The organism is Trueperella sp. HMSC08B05, assembly GCF_001808405.1.
In the GTDB taxonomy this organism is placed as follows: Bacteria; Actinomycetota; Actinomycetes; order Actinomycetales; family Actinomycetaceae; genus Trueperella; species Trueperella bernardiae.
Genome location: NZ_KV793231.1, coordinates 1 through 17,987 on the forward strand (window position 1 = coordinate 1; position 17,987 = coordinate 17,987).

General features: G+C 66.2%; 19 protein-coding genes and 1 other RNA gene. 10 read left to right on the top strand and 10 right to left on the bottom strand.

Annotated elements, in window-relative coordinates; translation table 11 throughout:
- Nucleotides 1–68: 68 nt before the first annotated feature.
- Nucleotides 69–479, bottom strand: a complete 411-nt coding sequence (locus HMPREF3167_RS09570) for a hypothetical protein (protein ID WP_168160816.1) — start codon at nt 477–479, stop codon at nt 69–71.
- Between the two features lie 751 nt (nt 480–1,230).
- Between HMPREF3167_RS09570 and HMPREF3167_RS10145 the strand changes: the two genes are divergently transcribed.
- Both HMPREF3167_RS10145 and HMPREF3167_RS10150 read left to right on the top strand, forming a co-directional pair.
- On the top strand, nt 1,231–1,521 hold the full coding sequence (locus HMPREF3167_RS10145; RefSeq protein ID WP_371440119.1) for a DDE-type integrase/transposase/recombinase: 291 nt from the start codon (nt 1,231–1,233) through the stop codon (nt 1,519–1,521).
- Nucleotides 1,521–1,766, top strand: a complete 246-nt coding sequence (locus HMPREF3167_RS10150) for an IS3 family transposase (RefSeq protein ID WP_371440120.1) — start codon at nt 1,521–1,523, stop codon at nt 1,764–1,766. The genes HMPREF3167_RS10145 and HMPREF3167_RS10150 overlap by 1 nt, the downstream gene beginning before the upstream one ends.
- Before the next feature lie 131 nt (nt 1,767–1,897).
- On the opposite strand, the gene HMPREF3167_RS01200 is transcribed toward HMPREF3167_RS10150, so the two are convergent.
- Both HMPREF3167_RS01200 and HMPREF3167_RS01205 read right to left on the bottom strand, forming a co-directional pair.
- On the bottom strand, nt 1,898–2,278 hold the full coding sequence (locus tag HMPREF3167_RS01200) for a fluoride efflux transporter FluC (protein WP_062612258.1): 381 nt from the start codon (nt 2,276–2,278) through the stop codon (nt 1,898–1,900).
- A gap of 3 nt (nt 2,279–2,281) precedes the next feature.
- The gene (locus HMPREF3167_RS01205) at nt 2,282–2,656 is read right to left on the bottom strand and encodes a fluoride efflux transporter FluC (protein WP_062612260.1); all 375 of its coding nucleotides are present in this window, start codon (nt 2,654–2,656) and stop codon (nt 2,282–2,284) included.
- A gap of 38 nt (nt 2,657–2,694) precedes the next feature.
- Between HMPREF3167_RS01205 and HMPREF3167_RS01210 the strand changes: the two genes are divergently transcribed.
- Nucleotides 2,695–3,489 (top strand): Nif3-like dinuclear metal center hexameric protein, encoded by a 795-nt coding sequence (locus HMPREF3167_RS01210; RefSeq protein ID WP_062612262.1) that lies wholly within the window; start codon nt 2,695–2,697, stop codon nt 3,487–3,489.
- The gene (locus tag HMPREF3167_RS01215) at nt 3,489–4,223 is read left to right on the top strand and encodes a zinc ribbon domain-containing protein (RefSeq protein ID WP_062612264.1); all 735 of its coding nucleotides are present in this window, start codon (nt 3,489–3,491) and stop codon (nt 4,221–4,223) included. Before HMPREF3167_RS01210 ends, HMPREF3167_RS01215 begins: the two co-directional genes overlap by 1 nt.
- A gap of 21 nt (nt 4,224–4,244) precedes the next feature.
- On the opposite strand, the gene HMPREF3167_RS01220 is transcribed toward HMPREF3167_RS01215, so the two are convergent.
- A complete protein-coding gene (locus HMPREF3167_RS01220) occupies nt 4,245–5,012 on the bottom strand; it encodes a YaaA family protein (RefSeq protein WP_062612266.1) in 768 nt (255 codons plus the stop codon).
- A 38-nt stretch (nt 5,013–5,050) separates the two neighbouring features.
- On the opposite strand from HMPREF3167_RS01220, the gene rnpB reads away from it, so the two are divergent.
- Nucleotides 5,051–5,392: RNase P RNA component class A (gene rnpB, locus HMPREF3167_RS01225), an RNA gene on the top strand.
- Nucleotides 5,393–5,465: 73 nt separating this feature from the next.
- Here rnpB and ppgK read toward each other — a convergent pair.
- Nucleotides 5,466–6,239 carry a polyphosphate--glucose phosphotransferase gene (gene ppgK / locus HMPREF3167_RS01230; RefSeq protein ID WP_070445039.1) on the bottom strand — a complete coding sequence of 258 codons (774 nt, stop codon included), beginning with the start codon at nt 6,237–6,239 and terminating at the stop codon, nt 5,466–5,468.
- Between the two features lie 48 nt (nt 6,240–6,287).
- Entirely contained in the window at nt 6,288–7,193 is a 906-nt protein-coding gene (gene map, locus HMPREF3167_RS01235; RefSeq protein ID WP_082661061.1) for a type I methionyl aminopeptidase, read from the bottom strand.
- A gap of 62 nt (nt 7,194–7,255) precedes the next feature.
- Between map and HMPREF3167_RS01240 the strand changes: the two genes are divergently transcribed.
- From HMPREF3167_RS01240 to HMPREF3167_RS01255, 4 genes are read left to right on the top strand one after another with little or no spacing between them, the layout of a single operon-like run.
- Nucleotides 7,256–7,465 carry a hypothetical protein gene (locus HMPREF3167_RS01240; RefSeq protein ID WP_070445041.1) on the top strand — a complete coding sequence of 70 codons (210 nt, stop codon included), beginning with the start codon at nt 7,256–7,258 and terminating at the stop codon, nt 7,463–7,465.
- Entirely contained in the window at nt 7,462–8,796 is a 1,335-nt protein-coding gene (locus HMPREF3167_RS01245; protein ID WP_062612273.1) for a glutamine synthetase family protein, read from the top strand. The genes HMPREF3167_RS01240 and HMPREF3167_RS01245 overlap by 4 nt, the downstream gene beginning before the upstream one ends.
- On the top strand, nt 8,796–11,795 hold the full coding sequence (locus tag HMPREF3167_RS01250) for a bifunctional [glutamine synthetase] adenylyltransferase/[glutamine synthetase]-adenylyl-L-tyrosine phosphorylase (protein WP_070445044.1): 3,000 nt from the start codon (nt 8,796–8,798) through the stop codon (nt 11,793–11,795). The genes HMPREF3167_RS01245 and HMPREF3167_RS01250 overlap by 1 nt, the downstream gene beginning before the upstream one ends.
- A gap of 2 nt (nt 11,796–11,797) precedes the next feature.
- Nucleotides 11,798–12,406, top strand: a complete 609-nt coding sequence (locus tag HMPREF3167_RS01255; protein ID WP_062612277.1) for a histidine phosphatase family protein — start codon at nt 11,798–11,800, stop codon at nt 12,404–12,406.
- Between the two features lie 18 nt (nt 12,407–12,424).
- Here the strand turns inward: HMPREF3167_RS01255 and glnA are convergent, their stop codons facing one another.
- The 3 genes from glnA to HMPREF3167_RS01270 form a co-directional block, all read right to left on the bottom strand.
- On the bottom strand, nt 12,425–13,843 hold the full coding sequence (gene glnA / locus HMPREF3167_RS01260) for a type I glutamate--ammonia ligase (protein ID WP_070445047.1): 1,419 nt from the start codon (nt 13,841–13,843) through the stop codon (nt 12,425–12,427).
- Between the two features lie 97 nt (nt 13,844–13,940).
- Entirely contained in the window at nt 13,941–14,633 is a 693-nt protein-coding gene (locus tag HMPREF3167_RS01265; RefSeq protein WP_062612281.1) for a DUF4191 domain-containing protein, read from the bottom strand.
- Between the two features lie 63 nt (nt 14,634–14,696).
- Nucleotides 14,697–15,890 carry an MFS transporter gene (locus HMPREF3167_RS01270; protein ID WP_160326855.1) on the bottom strand — a complete coding sequence of 398 codons (1,194 nt, stop codon included), beginning with the start codon at nt 15,888–15,890 and terminating at the stop codon, nt 14,697–14,699.
- A 93-nt stretch (nt 15,891–15,983) separates the two neighbouring features.
- Here HMPREF3167_RS01270 and HMPREF3167_RS01275 point away from each other — a divergent pair, with 93 nt between their 5' ends.
- Complete coding sequence (locus HMPREF3167_RS01275; RefSeq protein ID WP_068538359.1) at nt 15,984–16,427, top strand: hypothetical protein; 444 nt, start codon at nt 15,984–15,986, stop codon at nt 16,425–16,427.
- A gap of 61 nt (nt 16,428–16,488) precedes the next feature.
- Here the strand turns inward: HMPREF3167_RS01275 and sucB are convergent.
- Nucleotides 16,489–17,987: 2-oxoglutarate dehydrogenase, E2 component, dihydrolipoamide succinyltransferase (sucB, locus tag HMPREF3167_RS01280; RefSeq protein ID WP_246825727.1), on the bottom strand; the 1,499-nt coding region annotated here is incomplete at its 5' end.

The window sequence follows — 17,987 nt, forward strand, 5'->3', positions numbered from 1 at the left end:
AACTGCTCTTCCGGGGCCCACCCCATGCCCGTCGACTATGGCTGGTAGGACTCCAGGTCGAGGTAATGCTATGCGCTAAGCTTTCCAGACTTAACGGATAGAGTAAGCATCTCATTGTGAGGGGTTAGGGTAACGCTGAGCGTGTCCGCCAACTCTCCGACTGCACGCCAAGTCTCCTCCTCATTGCACATCAGAAGGCTTCCTTGCGAAAAAGTAATCGTCCAGATCATCCATTCGTCCTCACAATGGCGATCAATGCTGCACTGGATATCAGTCTCAAGTCTCCCATTCGTTGCATCAAGCGCAAAGCCAACATCAATGATCTTGCCTTCGATATCAACATCTACCGTGAGGAGAGGGGACTCATCGAAATAGCCAGTCTGTGGAAATATAGCTTCTCCTGGGGCCTTCCACCCAAACCCACTACCATCTGCCCAGCAGTACGCTGTAAGCGTTCTAGTATCCAGCCGATTCATCACCAAATCACCACAGTCATAATAGTGCTATTGTGAAGACTCAATCGAGCTTCCCAGACCCCATAACGCACATATGCAGTACCATTGTTGGTTTTCTTCAGTGTTCCGTGCCTTGCTATCGTTTCGACGTTAATCTTCCGTTCGGCCGCTCTTCGTGTTGCCTCTCGAGTGACTGAGAAGCTTCGATTACCAAGCACAGCGAAGGCTAATCGCTGTCCTGCGCTCACACCACCGTCACCAAAGCACACTCTGCTTATACAGTTTTGCGGTAGGATCGGACGACCTTCACCGATGAACCTAGGAAAGCCATCAGGATCGGCATCCTGAGGTGTCGACGTCAGTGAGCTAACGGGTGTCACACCTTCAGCAGGTCGTCTCGGATGCCCAAGGTTACCAGCGAGGGGAGCGTAAAATGATACTGTCAGCCCTGTTGTAGCCAATGTGGTCATTATAGCTTTCAAAGTCAACACCTTCTCTCGGATAATTCCGGCGATGTGTCGCACATTGTTCGAGAAACCTTAAGACAACCCCAAGGGTGTGTCAAGCCTCACACTAGAAATGAGCGTAGGTGATGTCAGCGCTTTACAACAGGTTCCGAACCCGAGCCCGGAGGACAACATGGTTGACGAGATACGGACACAATTCGACGTGGAGTGTCCTTGGTTTTTAGGTCCAGGTGACTTGAGTGTTGTCCATTATTGCCCCGCCTGTGGGTGGCTGGCATTACGTGTGTGCGCATGAAGAATGGCCTTGTGTGTGTGCCGCGTTTGTCACCGACGTTTACTCCCGACGGATCGTTGGGTGGGCGTTATCAGATTTGATGCGTACCGAAGCACTGTCGTTGCAAGCTCTTAACCAGACAATCGTGTGTGCTAAGGAAACAACAGGTCTCATTCGCCATTCGGATCACGGGTCGCAGTACGTCAGCGTTGTCTACAACGAGCGACTTACCAAGCACAGTATTACCGCTCCACCGGAAGCCTCGGCGAGTCCTACGACAATGCTCTGGCTGAAAACATCAACGGCTCTTACAAGAACGAGCTAATCCATACCCGCAGGTGCGATGACGTTATCGAGGTAGAAATCGCCACGTTCGAGTGGGTGTCATGGTGGAACCAGACCCGGATCTACCAAGCCCTTGACTACCGCACCCCGGTCGAGGATGAGAACGACTACTGGCACAGCGCCAGCACATCAGAGGAAATGAAAACCAGGGCAAATGCTAGGAACAAAACTCGGGACACTTCAGTGGGCAGAACTTGTGAATATACCGGCTACCGATTGCTATAGGGACCTGGTCGGGCTCTGGTTCACGAGCTGTGTCGGGGGTAGCTGGTGCCGGGTGGGCCTTGGGCCGGCGGGCCGGGTTATAGGCGCATGGGAGGGCGCCAACCCGACACCCTCAAGTGGGAAGAGCTCCTTTAGTGCGATGTGCCTGGGCCCGGGAGTAACCGCGCGCCAACCAGCATCCCGAGCGCGGCAAGCGCAATCGCCCCCGCGAGCATCCCGAACACAAAGGCGGCCGACCTGCCGTGCCCCTGTTCGTCGCTGACCTGGAGCGCGTTGATGGAGGCGGTGGAGAACGTGGTCAGCCCGCCGCAAAAGCCGGCGCCGAGCATCGCGTACCAGGTGGCGGAACCAGCCAGCGCGTCTTCCCGCACGAAGAGGGAAGCGAGCAAGCCCAAGAGGAAGGAGCCGACAAAGTTGACGGTCACGGTTCCCCACGGGTGGGGGAGCGCCTTGTCGATGAGGTAGCGGGCGCCGGCACCGATCCCACCCCCGAGCGCGACGGCGAAGATCATTGCTCACCCCGCCTCAGACGTGTGGCTCGTGGTTCGACGCTCAGCGCCAACCCGACCGGCCTTAAGCCCCAGCCAGGCGGCGCCGACGCCGAGCACCACGGAGCCTACGGCATAGGCCAGCCCCCAGGCAGCGTTGTCCTGCAAGAGTTCGACTGTATCCACGGCCAGTGCGCTGTAGGTGGTGAAGCCGCCGAGCATCCCGGTGCCCACGAAGAGCCGGGCCTGCCCGCTCACCATCGAGGAGACCACGCCTAACGCAAAGGCGCCGGCCACGTTGATGGCGAGGATGACGAGCACGGGGTAGGTGGCCCCGTTGGAGAGGAAAAACCTGAGGGCCGCGCCGATCGCGCCGCCGAGTCCAACGAGTATGACATTCACGGCTCCAGCCTAAACCTTGCTCCGGTAGTGTTGAACTCATGAGCACTGTGATGGACATCGTATCCGTGATGAACGAGCACTTCCCGCCCGCCCTCGCAGAGGACTGGGATCGTGTGGGGCTCGTGGTGGGAGACCCGGCAGACGAGGTCACGAAGGTGGGCTTCGCGGTGGACCCGTGCGGTGCGGTGGTGGACGAGGCGATTGAGCGCGGGGCCCAGATGCTCATCACGCATCACCCGCTCTACCTGCGCGGGACGTCGTCGGTGGCGACGGACACCGCGAAGGGTGCCTGGGTGCACAAGCTCATCCGCAACGGCGTGGCCCTCTTCGCCGCTCACACGAACGCCGACTCGGCGGCCAACGGCTCGGCCGTGGCGCTGGCCGAGCTCCTCGGGCTGTGCGATACCCGCCCGATCGAGCCGAATGCCGAACACCCGGAGCTGGGCCTGGGCCGCGTGGGCGAGCTCGAGCTGACGATGAGCGTGCGCGAACTGGCTCTCCGCCTCCAGGTGCTCCTACCCGAGACCCCGGCGGGCATCACGATCGGGGGAGATCCCGAGCGGATCGTCAAGACCGTGGCGGTTTCTCCGGGCTCGGGCGATTCCTTCCTTTCGGCGGCGAACCGAGCGGGCGCGGACGTCTACATCACCGCCGACCTACGCCACCACCCCGCCACCGACCACCTCTGGGCCGGCGGCTGCGCCCTCATCGGCGCCACGCATTTCGCCAGCGAGTGGCCGGTGCTGCCCAAGATGCGCGACGCCGTGGCCGCGGCCGGCGTCGACACCTACATTTCCACCCTCATCACCGACCCTTGGATTGAGAGGCTCTGATGGCACGCGCACCCCGCTCCGACCAGCTCCAATTGCTCGACGTCGCCCAGCTCGACGCCCAGCTTGCCCGCCTCAAGGCCGAGGGGGAGCGCCACCCGCTACGCGCGGAGGTCGGCGAGCAGATGAACCTCGTGGCGGCCAAGGGCCGGGAGCTCATGGAGGCGCGGGCCGAACTCGACACCGCGCAGGCCCAGCTGGAGGAGGCCGAGCGCCGCACGCGCGAGCTCGCCGGCATCGTCGCCGAGAAGCAGGGCCGGCTGAACGCGGGCACGGGCATGGACTCGCGCCAACTGCTTACCCTCGAAAGCGAGATCAATGCCAATCAGGCCTTCCTGGACGAGGCCAGCGATGCGGAGTTCGTGGCCTTGGAGCGGGTGGAGGCGGCGGAGTCGGCGATCGCCGACATCGAGGCCCAGCAGGCGGTGTTGAACGAGCGGATCGTCACCGGGCGCGCCGCGCTGGAGGACGCTATCGCGATGCTTGAGCGGGACGCTGCGGACGTGCGCCGGGAGCGCGACGCTCTTTATGAGCCGCTGGCCGCCGAGCTCAAGGACGCCTACGAGCGTGCCCAGCGCAGCGGCGGGCTGACCGTCATCGCCCTGCACCGCAACGGCGAGACCTCGGGCGGCGTGCAGATTTCACCGATCGAGGTCAACCAGATCAAGAACTCCGACCCCGACCAGATCCACATCTCCGACGACTACCAGTGCATCGTCGTCCTGCTTGACGCCTAGCCGCGTCCCGACGGCCTCGCACTACTCCTCGGTGACGAGCGTGAGCTTGGCTGGCCCGCGCCCGGCCGGGGTGAGCTCGACCCCGCTCACGTGCCCGTCCTGCACGAGCACCTGGGCGAATTCGGCCAGCTCCAGAGGCGTGCTGGGAGCGTTGGCCTCGCGCACAAGGTACCCGGCGAGCAACCCGCGGTAGTGCTTGGCCCAGTGTGAGACGACCGAGCGTTTTCCGTTCCTCAGCCGCACGGCCCCGACCGTCACGTGGCGCTCTGGCGCGGGCGACCACACCATGTACTCGCCCGATCGCGCGTCAACCACCAGCTCGTCCTCCGGCAGCACCGCCTGCTCGCGCAATGCCTGCCGCCACAGCGCCTGCACCGAGAAGTCGGGCAGCTTCGTGTTCATCGACAGCCGGTAGGCGGGGATGAGATCCTCGGGGCTGAGCACCCCGAACGCGCCGGAAAAGATGCGCACCATCCGTGCGCTGCGCTCCCGTTCGGCGTCGGTGAGCGTATCGAAGCCTGCCGCCGCGTACAGCACCCCGGTGTACACCTGCCACGCCGGCGCGCACGGGCGTCTGTAGAAGTCGATCTGCGCCCGAATCTCCGGCTCGAGCGAGGCGCCCACTTTGAGCACGCTGAGTGCATCCGGCGCCCCCGACACCCGTTGCAACGCGTCGATCACACGCTCGCGCACGGGGTTGAGCTGCGGCGCGGTGAGCGAGGCGAGGTCGAGGGCGGGGCCGGTGGCCGGCGTCGTCTTCCCGGCAGACGGAGGCAGGGCAATGAGCATGTTTCATGTATAACCCGCCCGGCGGTATAATCCAAAGCGCAGTTGGCCGGGCGGCCGCGTGGGCGCATGCCCCCGAGGAACGTCCGGGCTCCACGGGAAACGGTGGTGGATAACGTCCACTCGGAGTGATCCGCAGGCTAGTGCCACAGAAAGCAAACCGCCGCCCACGGGCGGTAAGGGTGAAAGGGTGAGGTAAGAGCTCACCGCGTTTCAGGTGACTGGGACGGCAGGGTAAACCCCACCGGGAGCAAGACCGAGCAGCGCGCTGTGAGATCCCGCTCGCGCGCGGGTTGGTTGCTTGAGCCCACCGGCAACGATGGGCCTAGATAGATGGCCGCCGCCTTTTGGCACAGAACCCGGCGTATAGGCCAGCTGCACGTGTGGCCCGCTCCGGCGGGCCACACTCTTAGCCGTAGCCTTCACGACGCCGTCGTTCGGCTTCCAGCCGCGAGCCTAGTCTTCGCCGAGCTCCTGCTTGGCGAAGAGCGCCGCGCCGACGATGCCGGCCGTGTTGAGCAGGTCGGCGGGGACGATCGGCGCGTTCGTGGTGATGTGGTGGAGGAACTCGGCGTGCTTCTTGGAGATGCCGCCGCCCACAATGAAAAGGTCGGGGGAGAAGAGCATCTCGTAGTGGCCAAACACCGTGTTGAGCCGCGCGCCCCACTCCTCGAAGCTCAGCCCCTCACGCTCGTAGACCGCGGAGGAGGCGAAGTGCTCGGCCTCCATGCCGTTGGGCAGGAGAAGGTGGCCGAACTCGGTGTTGGGCACCAGAGTGCCCTGGGACACGAGCGCCGAGCCAATGCCGGTGCCGAGGGTGAGAATGATGACCGTGCCCTTATTGCCCCGGGCGGCGCCAAAGTGGACCTCGGCGTAACCGGCAGCGTCGGCGTCGTTCATCACGGCCACCGGGCGCTGGATATTCTCCGCAATGAGGCGGGCCGGGAAGGTGCCCGCCCACTTCTTCGACAGGTTGGCGATGAAGGGGATCTGCCCGCGCACGATCGGAGCGGGGAAGGACAGGCCCACCGGGACCTCGCCCGGCAGGTTGAACTTTGCCACGATCTCGCCGATGATCGCGGCGATCTCGGCCGGCTCGGCGTTTTCGGGCGTGGGGATGCGCACGCGCTTATCCATGAACTGGCCGGTCTTGAGGTCAACCGGCGCGCCCTTGATGCCCGATCCGCCCACGTCGACTCCGATGGCGACCTTGCGAAACTTCTTCTTCATCTCTTTCCTCCGAAGGTAGGGGCGCCCGTCGTCGTCGGCGCCGGGGACTTAGGCGGGGATCGCCGGGGTGGTTTGCCCCATGGAGGGCAGGGTGAGGATCTCGGCGCCGGTCTCGGTCACCACGATCGTGTGCTCGAACTGGGCGCTGCGCCCGCGGTCCTTGGTGAGGACGGTCCAGTCGTCGTCCCACTGGAACCAGTCGATCTGGCCAAGGGTGAGCATGGGTTCGATGGTGAAAACCATGCCCGGCTCGATCACCTCGTTGTGGCGCGGGGCGGCGTCGTAGTGGGGGACGATGAGGCCGGAGTGGAAGGCCTCGCCCACGCCGTGCCCGGTGAAGTCCTCCACCACGCCGTAGTCGAAGCGCTTGGCGTAGGACTCAATCACGCGGCCGATCACGTTGATCTCCCGCCCGGGCTTGACGGCCTTGATGCCGCGCATCATCGAGGTGTAGGTGCGCTCGCACAGGAGGCGCGATTCTTCGTCCACCTCGCCCACGTAGAACATGGCGTTCGTATCCCCGTGCACGCCGTCCTTGTAGGCGGTGACATCGAGGTTGATGATGTCGCCCTCCTCGAGCGGGCGTGAATCGGGGATGCCGTGGCAGATGACCTCGTTGATCGAGGTGCAGATTGACTTGGGGAAGCCCATGTAGCCCAGGCAGGAGGGGTAGGCGCCCTGGGAGACCATGTAGTCGTGGGCGATGGCGTCCAGCTCGTCAGTGGTGATCCCGGGCTTGATGGCGGCGCCGGCGAGGTAGAGGGCGTCGGCGGCGATCGTGCCGGCGGCGCGGATCTTCTCGATGGTCTCGGCAGACTTGATCTCGGGGGCGGTGACCACTTCGGGGCCGTCGTGGAACATGTATTCGGGCCGCTCAATGTACTCGGGCACGTGCCGCATGGGCGACAGGGTGCCGGGCGTGAGGGTTCCTAGGGGAGCGCGATCTGCTTGCATAATATTAAGCTTAGTCCTATGTGAGGCGGGCTCAAATCCCGCCGCCGGGGGAGGGAGCACGCATGGCTTTTTGGTTTAACGTAGCAACGGGCGAGGTAGCCGAATCGGAGGCGCCGTCGTTCCCGGCTGCCGAGCGCATGGGCCCCTACGCCACGCGGCTGGAGGCGGAGAGCGCGCTCCTCCTCTCCGAGCAGCGCAACGCGGAGGCGGACGCCCCCGAGCCGGAGGATGGCTATGACGCGGCTGAGCGCGAGTGGAAGGAAAACTGGTGAATCCCCAATCCGAATACGTCTTGCGCGAGGTTGACGACCACGACGTGCGCTTCATTCGCCTGTGGTTTACCGACATCACAGGCACGCTCAAATCCGTGGCGATCGCGCCCGCCGAGCTCGAGGCCGCGTTCGAGGGCGGCATCTCCTTCGACGGCTCGGCGGTCCAGGGCCTCACACGCGGGCACGAGTCCGACATGGTGATGCGCCCAGACCCGTCCACCTTCCAGCTCCTGTCCTGGGGCGAGGACGATTCGCCCTCGGCGCGCATGTTCTGTTCGATCTACACTCCCGACGGCGAACCGGCCCGTTCCGACCCACGCGCGGTGCTCGAGCGTGCCCTCGAGCGCGCCGCGAACATGGGCTTTTCGTTCTACGCCCAGCCCGAGTGCGAATTCTACCTTTTCCACCCGACGACGGACGAGCACGCCGCCCCCGTCCCCATCGACAACGGGTCCTACTTTGACCACGTCACGCGGTCGATCGCGCAGTCCTTCCGCTCGCGTGCCGTCAAGACCTTGGAGGACATGGGGATCACGGTGGAGTTCTCCCACCACGAGATCGGCCCGGGACAAAACGAGATCGACCTGCGCCGCAGCGACGCCCTCACCATGGCCGACCAGATCATGACCCTGCGCGTGGTAGTGGAACAGGTGGCGATCTCCCAGGGCGTGATGGCCTCCTTCATGCCCAAACCGCTCATCGACGCGGCCGGCTCGGCCATGCACACCCACTTCTCCCTTTTCGAGGGCAACAAGAACGCTTTCTACGACCCGCTCGCCACCTTCCACCTTTCGCCCACCGGGCGCAAATTCGTGGCCGGCCTGCTCCGCCACGCCCCACAGATCACCGCGATCACCAACCAGCACGTCAACTCCTACAAGCGGCTGTGGGCCGGGTACGAGGCACCAAACTACGTCTCCTGGGGCAACTCCCACACGTCGCTCGTGCGCATCCCGGCACTCGACCAGGGCGACCCCGAATCGGCCCGCGTCGAATACCGCGCCCTCGACTCGGCCGCGAACCCCTACCTCGCCTTCGCCGTCATCCTCAACGCGGGCCTGGCCGGCATCGAGGGCGACTACGAGCTGCCCGAGGACCTCGATGTGGACGTTTCCGAACTGACCGACCTCGAAAGGCGCGCCATGGGGCTACGCGCCCTGCCGGCGTCGTTATCGGATGCCCTGAAGGAGATGCGCGAGTCCGAGCTCGTGGCCGACACGCTCGGGGAAGACGCGTTCGCCTACTTCCTGCGCAACAAGCGCCACGAGTGGGAAGCCTACCGCCACCAGGTCACGCCGTTTGAGCGGCGTGCGTTCATGACGTCGAACTGATGTGGGAGGCGGCTAAGCTTCGCAGGGCGGGCTTCTCCCCGCCCGACCGCGCCGCGCGCCTGCTGGAAAGCCCCGCGCTCGCGGGTACGGACGCCGACTGGTTGCTCGCCCACGCCGCCGGTACCGCCGATCCCAACCAGGCCCTCCTCGGCTATCTGCGCCTCACCGAAGCCGCGCAAGAGGCCGGGCCCGAGGCTCGGCGCGCGCTGACCGACGCCTGCCAGGCGGCGCCCGCGCGCCTGTTCGCCATCCTCGGCATGTCCACCACCCTCACCGAGCACCTCATCTCCCACCCCACTAACGTCCACATCCTCTCCGACGCCAAGATCGCCGAAGCCGGGCTCGACACGACGCTCGAAGGGGAGAGGGCCTCCGCGCTCGCGGCCGTGCGCTCGTTTTCTCCCGGGCCGGGTGAACCCCCGCGCGCCGACCTGGCCGAGCTTGGGGAGGCCGGCGCGATCGAGGCGCTGCGCCTGCACTACTGGTATCGACTCACCCAGATCGCGGCGCTCGACCTCACGGCCGGCCCGGCCCCCGATCACGTGGAGGCGGTGGCCCGCGCGCTGTCGGACGTCGTGGGTGGAGCGCTCGAGGCAGCACTGGCCGTGGGCCGCGCGGTCTACGGACCCGAGGCGGACGACGTCGCCCTGGCCATTATCGCCATGGGCAAGACGGGCGGGCGCGAGGTCAACTACATCTCCGACGTCGACGTGATTTACGTGGCAGGCTCCCGTTCCGGCGACGACGAGGCCGACCTCCCGGCCGCCACCAAGCTCGCCGAATACATCTCCCACGCCGTGGCCGCCCCGGGCCGCACGCCCGCGATCTTGCAGATCGACACGGCACTGCGCCCGGAGGGCAAGGCAGGCCCGCTCGTGCGCACCCTCGATTCTCACGTGGCCTACTACGAAAAGTGGGCCGAAAACTGGGAGTTCCAGGCCCTGCTCAAGGCCCGGCCCGTGGCCGGCGACCGGGAGCTCGGGGAGCGCTACGTCGCAGCCCTCACCCCACTCGTGTGGAACGCCGCGGGCCGGGACGGCTTCGTGGAGGAGACGCGCGCGATGCGCCGCCGAGTGGAGAGCCTGGTTCCCGCGAAGGACGCCGAGCGGCAGATCAAGCTGGGACGCGGGGGCCTGCGCGATATCGAGTTCACCGTCCAGCTCCTCCAACTCGTCCACGGCCGCACCGACCCGTCCGTCCGCCAGCGCTCCACCCTCGAGGCCCTCGCCGCCCTGCGGGACGCTGGCTACATCGGCCGCACCGCCGCCGCCACCATGGACGCCGACTACCGGCTCCTGCGTGCCCTCGAGCACCGGGTCCAGCTCCACCGGATCCGCCGCTCGCACGTGCTACCCACCGCCGACGCCGACCTGCGCCGGATCGCCCGATCCCTCCGCATCCCCGGCCTCGACACCGCCGAGGAACTGGGGGAGATGTGGGCGCGCGTGCGCAAAGAGGTGCGGGCCCTGCACCTGGAGATCTACTACCGGCCCATGCTGCCGGCCACCGCCAAGCTTTCCGCCGACAACGCTGCCCTCGAGCCCGAGGCCGCCCAGGCGCGGCTGGCCGCGATCGGCTACGGTGACCCGCGCTCGGCCTACGCCAACGCGCTCGCCCTCACCTCCGGCTTCAACCGCACGGCCGCGATCGCCCGGCACATCATGCCCGTCATGCTCGAGTGGTTCACGCAGGGCCCCGAACCCGACCGAGGGCTCGCCGCCTTCCGCGACGTGTCAGAAAAGCTGGGCTCGACCCCCTGGTACATGCGCCTCCTGCGCGACTCGAAGGTGGTGGGCGAACGCCTCGCACGGCTACTGTCCACCTCGCGCTACGTGGCCAACGAGCTCCCCTCGCAGGCCGAGGCCATCGCCTGGCTGGAGGCCGACGAGCTCGCCCCGCTCGGGCCGGCCGAGCTCACCGCCCAACTCGATTCCGTGCTTAACCGGCGCACCGACCCGCGTGAGATCGCGATCGCGGGCCGGGCGCTCCGGCGTCGTGAACTCTTGCGCACCGCGATGGCTGACACGCTGCGCCTTGGCACGGACTCGCGCCAAGCGATCACGGACGCGGGCCAGGTGGCGGTGGAGGCCTCGCTGCGTGGGGCGCGAATCGCGGCCAGCGCGCCCGACTCGCTCCAGTTCGCCGTCATCGCCATGGGCCGCTTCGGAGGCGGGGAGCTGGGCTACATCTCGGACGCCGACCTCCTGTTCGTCTTCGACCACGGCCCCGAGCTTGCCGAGCAGGAGGCGAGCGCGGCGGCGAACGAAGTGGCCCGCCACCTCATCGCCCTGCTCTCCACACCCGCGCCCGAGCCGGGCTTCCCCGCCGACGCCGATCTGCGCCCCGAGGGCAAGAATGGCCCGCTCGCCCGCTCGCTCGACTCCTACCGCGCCTACTACGATCAGTGGGTGCAGACCTGGGAGCGCCAGGCCCTGCTGCGGGCGCGGTTCGTGGCCGGCGACGGCGTCGGGGCGCGCTTCATTTCACTCATCAACCCGCTGCGCTACCCTAGCTCAGGGTTGGCGGACGCCGAGGTGCGTGACATTCGGCGAATGAAGGCGCGCGTGGAGTCCGAGCGCATCCCGCGCGGCGTGGACAAGACCCGGCACTTGAAACTCGGCCCGGGCGGGCTCGCCAACGTCGAGTGGGCCGCCCAGATCCTCCAGCTGCGCCATGCGGGCCGCATCCCGGCGCTGCGCACTACCGGCACGCTCTCCGCCCTTGACGCGGCCAGCGAAAGTGGCCTCATCAGCGCCGATGGCGCTGGTAGGCTGATCGAGGCCTGGTCGTTTGCCTCGGCGCTGAGGGACGCGAACGTGCTCGCCTCCGGGCGCACGCGTGGCGCCAAGCTGGACCTGCTCCCGCACGGGGCACGCGAACTGGCCCGCACTGCCGCTCTGCTCGGGCGCGAGGGGGAGCTGCACGCCATCGAGGAAGACTACCTGCGCGCCGCGCGTCGGGCCCGAGCTGTTGTGGAACGCATCGTCTACGAGGAGTAACTGTGGAACTCATTCTTGTCCGTCACGGTCAGACCTACATGAACGCCAAGCACACGATCGACACGGTCATACCCGGCGCTGCGCTCACCGAGGCGGGTTGGACCCAGGCCAACGACGTCGTCGCCACGCTCGCCGCCCTCGAACCAGGCGCGATTTGGGCCTCGAACCTCACGCGCACGCAACAAACCGCTACCCCGCTCGCCACCCGCTTGGGGCTCGACATCCAGGTCCACGACGGCCTGCGCGAGATCGGTGCCGGATCGTATGAGGGCGGCGACACCGAGGACGACTACGACGGCTACACGAGCACGATCTTTCGCTGGATCAACGGCGAACTCGACCTGCCCATGGGCGAGGACACGGCCGTGACCGGGCGTAGCGTCCTCGAGCGGGTCGACGACGCCGTCCGGGTCATCGAAGCCGCCGGGCACGAACGCGCGGTCGCCTTCGCCCACGGGGGAGTCATTGCCTACTGGGTGGGCGCCCGCGCGCGCAACGCCCAGCGCGACCGCAACGCCTTCGTGCCGCTGACCAACACGGGCATCGCCCGCCTCACCGGCAGCCTCGACGAGGGCTACACCCTCAACTCCTGGATGCACATGACCTTCTAGGAGCCAGGGCAGTAGCTCCTAGAAGTCGTAGTAGAGCGCGAACTCGTAGGGGTGCGGGCGCTGGCGCAGCGGCTCGATCTCCTTTTCCCGCTTGTAGCGGATCCAGGTGTCGATGATGTCCTCGTCGAACACGCCGCCCTCGGTAAGGTAGTCGTGGTCCTCTTCCAAGGCGCGCAACGCGTCCTGGAGCGACTGGGGCAGCTGTTCGATTTCCGCGTGCTCCTCGGGCGGCAGCTCGTAGAGGTCCTTGTCGATCGGCGCCGGGGGCTCGATCCGGTTGCGGATACCGTCCAAGCCCGCCATGAGCTGGGCGGCGAACGCCAGGTACGGGTTCGACGAGCCGTCCGGGGTGCGGTACTCGATGCGCTTGGCCTTCGCAGACGTGCCCGTGACCGGGATGCGCGTACACGCCGAACGATTGCGCGCCGAGTAGACGAGGTTGACCGGGGCCTCGAATCCCGGTACCAGCCGGTGGAAGGAATTGATCGAGGGGTTGGTGAAGGCGAGCAGGGACGGCGCGTGGGCGAGCAGGCCGCCAATGTACCAGCGCGCCAGGTCTGACAGGCCACCATACCCGCGCTCGTCATGGAAGAGCGGCACGCCGTCCTTCCACAGCGACTGGTGGCAGTGCATGCCCGAACCCGCGTCTCCGAAGAGAGGCTTGGGCATGAAGGTCGCCGTCTTGCCCGCGGCAAAGGCGGCGTTCTTGATGACGTACTTGAACTTCATGAGGTCATCCCCGGCGGCGAGCAGCGTGTCGAACCTGTAGTTGATCTCCTGCTGGCCGGTCCCGCACTCGTGGTGCTCGCGCTCGATCCTCAAACCCACCTCCTGGCACAGGCGCGTCATCTCATCGCGCAGGTCCGCCTCCTGATCGTTGGGGGAGACGGGGAAGTAGCCGCCCTTGATCCGGGTCTTGTAGCCCAGGTTTGGCCGCTCTTCTGTGCCAGTGTTCCACCACGCGCCACGGGCGTCGAGGGGGTAGCCCGCCTTGTTGGGCGAGTCGTCGAATCGGACGTCGTCGAAAACATAGAACTCGGGTTCGGCGCCAAAATAGACCGTGTCGGCGATTCCGGAGGCGCGCAGGTAGTCCTCGGCACGGCGGGCGATCGTGCGCGGGTCGCGCGAGTAGGGCTCGCCCGTGAACGGGTCGACCACGAAGAAGTTCATCACCAGCGTCTTACGCGCGCGGAACGGATCAATGTAGGCCGTACCAAGATCCGGGATGAGCTTCATATCCGACTCGTGGATCTCGGTAAAGCCGCGGATGGAGGAGCCGTCGAACATGAGGCCATCGCGCAGGGCGTCGTCGTCAAAGGTGCCGATGGGGATGGCGAAGTGCTGCATCACTCCGGGAAGGTCGCAGAAACGGATGTCGACGAACTCGACCCCCTCCTTGGCAAGGTAATCCTTGGCCTCATCAACACTTGAAAACACGTGGTACTCCTAACGGAAAAGACGGATCCGACCGCCATTGTACGGGGTGAGGGCAAGACAAAAGGGGCGGTGCCACATCGTGGCCGCGCCCCTTTGCTTAGCGTCCGCGCATCGCTCGCCTGTCCGGGCGGGCGTTGAACGGGTCAATCCCCTTCGGGATCGGCAGTGCGTTGGTCTGGATCGCCTTCATGCGGGCCGTGACCGCCGCGACCTCCTGGTGGGAGATCTTCTTCGGCAGCTTCTTCAGGTGGCGCTCCAGCTTCGCAATCGGCACCTGGCCAGCGCCATTGCCCACCTTGATCACCTCAACGGGCACCGAGGGGGCCACGCGCTTGATTGCCTTCTTCTCATCCTGGATGAGGCGATCCACCCGGTCGGCCGGGCCCTCGGAGATGAGGACGATGCCGGGGCGGCCAATCGCACGGAACAGCATGTCCTGCGTGCGGGCGTTAAAACGCACCGGCTCCTGCTCGATCACCCAGCCTCGCTTGATCTGGCCAAGCACCGCGGCGGAGGCACCGGGCATGCCGTCAATCTGCGCGTACGACGCACGGCGCACCAGTTGCGTCAGCACCAACAGTGCGAGGACCACGCCCATGAAGATTGAGAGCGGGACCCACACCCACCAGAACCTGGTGGCAAGTCCGCCCAGCAGGCCAAGAACGACGCCGACCACGAAGCCGGCGAGCAACGCCCAGGCAGTCCACGGGTACGTCTTCTTCGCCACCCGGTACGCATCGGCGACGTAACTCCACCAGCGCTTCTTCTTGGGCTTGTTCTTCTTGGTCATCGCACTTCCTTGTTCGGTTTCATCAAGAGTTTAGTAGATTGCACGGCCGTGCTCAAAGATGCCTCAGCCAAGCGCCCGTTCGTCCTTGCGCCCCAGGGTGGCCGAGACGAGCGTAATCAAACCGGCACACACTGCTGCGGCGAGGAATCCCACGGCGACGTTGGAATCCACGAAGCGCCCCACGATCGCCGAGGCACTCGCCACGCCGAGGACGTTGGCGGAGACGATGGCGGTATTGGCCACGCCGTCGCCGCCGCGCGGGGCCCACTTGCCGGCCAGGGTAAAGATGGACACGCCGAGCGGGCCTATGAAGACTCCGGCCACGAGCAGTAGGAGGGACAGGGCGACGCCGCCGGTGGCAATCATGCAGGCCGCGGCGCCGAGCAGAAGCCCGCTTCCGGCCAGGAGGATGCGGCGGTTGTAACTCAGGCGCTCGGGCAGCGCCACCGCCATGAGGGCTGTGACCGCCGCCGAAAGGCCAAGGGCCGCGTAGATGAGGCCACCCAGGCCCGACAGGCCGCGCGTCTCGGCAAAGGCCGTCACCGTGGTCTGCATTGCGCCGAAAAACATGCCCATGAAGAACATGGCGGCAAGCGGTGTGCGGACCCGGTTCATGACCGCGAGGAAGGAGGGGCGCGGTTCGTCGTCGTCGAACACGGCCGGGCCGCGGGCGTGACGCGAGAGCGCGAACGGGAAAACGCAGGTGAGCACAAGGCCGGCGGCTACGAGCAGCGGAAGGCTGGGGGAGACAGCGGCCGCGAGGATGCCCACGGCGGCGGGGCCGAGCACGAAGATCAGCTCATCGTTGACCGTCTCCCACGACATCGCGGCGGGCAGCTGGGCCGGGCTTGCGATCGGGTACCAGCGCACGCGCGAGAGTGGGCCGATGGGGGAGGTGGTGATCCCGATGAAGGCCGACATCGCCATAAGTGCCGCGGTGGCCGGCTCGCGGGGCGCGAACCAGACGAGCAACAACAGGGCCACGATGTTAAGCGGGGCGAACACCAAGAGCGGGTTGCGCTGCCCGAAATGGTCCGTGAGGCGGCCGATGATGATGTTGCCCAACCCGTTCGCGATCGCAAGGGACGCCGAGCAGTAGGCGGCGACCTCCACCGAGCCGGTCTCGGCCACGATGAGGGTCAACACGCCGATGATGATCATGGAGGTGGGAAGGCGGCCAAAAAACGACACCACCAAGTGGGGCCCGCCCACCAGCGAGGGAAGATCGCGATAACCACCAAAAGAATTCGTACTCACCCGGCCATTGTAGACAGCGCGGTGCCGAGGTGGCCCATCACCGCCTGTGGAAAAGGCCATCATGGGTGGCGACGGTTGTGGTCTGCTTGAGGCATGAAGAACGAGCCGCGGTGGAGGATATGGCTGATCGCGTTCGCGGTCGTGGTCGGATTCGGGGTGGGGCTATCTCCGGATCGGACGGACTGGAAGGCGTACGCCCAAGCGATGGTCGACGCGCGAAACGCCGCGATCGTCGGCGAGGACTGGGAGGTGCTGTGGGCCCTGACAGTCGACGGCTCGCCCGCCAGGGCCGAAGACGAACAGCTCAAGGCCTGGATGGAAGACAACGGCGTGCGAGTGGAGGCCGTGGTGACCGAGGTGATTTCGGTGAACATGCGCGCCTCGGACGGTCCCGTCCTCGAAGTGATCTCCTACCAAAGCGGGGCACACATCGAAGGGTCGGACTCGGCCAACGAAAGCCAGCGCATCTGCCGGCGGTGGGCCATTCGGAACGCCAAGATCTACCGGGTGCGGCCGTGCCTGATGGAATCGGGCTAAAAGCTCGTGGGTTCAGGGGAAGAAAAGGGGCCCGGCTCGCGCCGGGCCCCTTGCTGAGGACTTAGAGGACCTCGGGGAAGTCACCCTCTTCGAGGCGGAACTTCACATCACGCAGGAAGCGCGAGGCGGCAGCGCCGTCGATGATGCGGTGATCGTAGGAGATGGACAGGAAGCACTTCGAGCGAATCGCGATAACCTCGTTGCCGTCCTGATCCTTGACCACGCCCGGCGCCTTGAAGATCGCGCCTGTGCCCATGATGGCCACGTTGGGCTGGTTGATGATCGGCGTGTCGAACGCGGCGCCAGCGGAGCCGGTATTCGTGATCGTGAAGGTGGAACCCGCCAGCTCGTCGGCCTTGATCTTGCCGTCGCGCGTGCGGGCGGCCAGGTCTGCGATCTGCTTGGCGATGCCGGCGATGTTGAGGTCGCCAGCTTTCTTGATCACGGGGACGAACAGGCCGCGCTCGGTGTCAACAGCGATGCCCACGTGCTCCACGTCGTGGTAGACGATCTCGTTGTCCTCCACCGAGGAGTTGATGATCGGGTGGGCCTTGAGCGCCTCCGTGGCCGCCTGCACGAAGAACGGCAGGTAGGTGAGGTTCACGCCCTCGCGCGCCTGGAAGGTGGCCTTCGCCTGGGCGCGAAGCTTGACGATCCGCGTGACATCGACCTCCATGACCGTGGTCAGCTGGGCCGAGGTGGCCAGCGAGTCGATCATGTGCTTGGCGATCGCCTTGCGCACGCCCGTCATCTTCTGGCGGGTGCCACGCAGGGTTGCGGCCTCTTTCGCCTTCTGCGCGATCTGAGTCTTGATCCCGCCCGCCGGGGCAGCCGGAGCGGCCGGAGCTGCGGGTGCCGGAGCGGCCTGCGCGACCTTGGCGGCCTCAGCGGCGGCCTCGACATCCTGGCGGCGGATGCGACCGCCCACGCCCGTGCCGGAGACCGTGGCCAGGTCCACGCCGAGGTCCTTGGCGAGCTTGCGCACGATTGGGGTCACGTAGGCCGATTTGCCATCGGCCGGTGCCGGAGCCGCAGGGGCGGGCTTGGGCTCAGTGGGCTTAGGCTGGGCCGGAGCAGGCGCAGGTGCGGGCTCAGCCTTGGGAGCCGGAGCCGGAGCCGGCTCGGCCTTCGGCTCTTCCTTCGGGGCAGCCGGCGCCGGGGCAGCCGGGGCCTCGCCACCGATGACGGCGAGCACGGTGCCAACCGAGACCGTCTCATCTTCGGAGACCTTGATCTGCGTGAGGATGCCCGACGCCGGGGCCGGGACTTCGGTGTCGACCTTGTCGGTGGAGACCTCGACGATCGGCTCGTCTTCCTCCACCTCGTCGCCTACCTGCTTAAGCCAGGTGGTGACGGTGCCCTCGTCAACGGATTCGCCGAGCGCGGGCATCTTCACCTCAACGCCCGAGCCCGACGCCGCCGGGGCAGCAGGCTCCTCGGGAGCCGGGGCCGGAGCCTCGGGCTCTGCAGCGGGCTCCTTAGCCGGGGTCTCGGCCGGAGCAGCGGCGCCGGAGCCGTCGCCGATGTAGCCGAGCACGGTGCCAACCGAGACCGTCTCAT

Coding starts and splice junctions, on each gene's coding strand:
- HMPREF3167_RS01200 (WP_062612258.1), bottom strand. CDS start 2,278: ATGATCTTCGCCGTCGCGCTCGGGGGTGGGATCGGTGCCGGCGCCCGC.
- HMPREF3167_RS01210 (WP_062612262.1), top strand. CDS start 2,695: ATGAGCACTGTGATGGACATCGTATCCGTGATGAACGAGCACTTCCCG.
- HMPREF3167_RS01215 (WP_062612264.1), top strand. CDS start 3,489: ATGGCACGCGCACCCCGCTCCGACCAGCTCCAATTGCTCGACGTCGCC.
- HMPREF3167_RS01220 (WP_062612266.1), bottom strand. CDS start 5,012: ATGCTCATTGCCCTGCCTCCGTCTGCCGGGAAGACGACGCCGGCCACC.
- ppgK (WP_070445039.1), bottom strand. CDS start 6,239: ATGAAGAAGAAGTTTCGCAAGGTCGCCATCGGAGTCGACGTGGGCGGA.
- map (WP_082661061.1), bottom strand. CDS start 7,193: ATGCAAGCAGATCGCGCTCCCCTAGGAACCCTCACGCCCGGCACCCTG.
- HMPREF3167_RS01240 (WP_070445041.1), top strand. CDS start 7,256: ATGGCTTTTTGGTTTAACGTAGCAACGGGCGAGGTAGCCGAATCGGAG.
- HMPREF3167_RS01250 (WP_070445044.1), top strand. CDS start 8,796: ATGTGGGAGGCGGCTAAGCTTCGCAGGGCGGGCTTCTCCCCGCCCGAC.
- HMPREF3167_RS01265 (WP_062612281.1), bottom strand. CDS start 14,633: ATGACCAAGAAGAACAAGCCCAAGAAGAAGCGCTGGTGGAGTTACGTC.
- HMPREF3167_RS01275 (WP_068538359.1), top strand. CDS start 15,984: ATGAAGAACGAGCCGCGGTGGAGGATATGGCTGATCGCGTTCGCGGTC.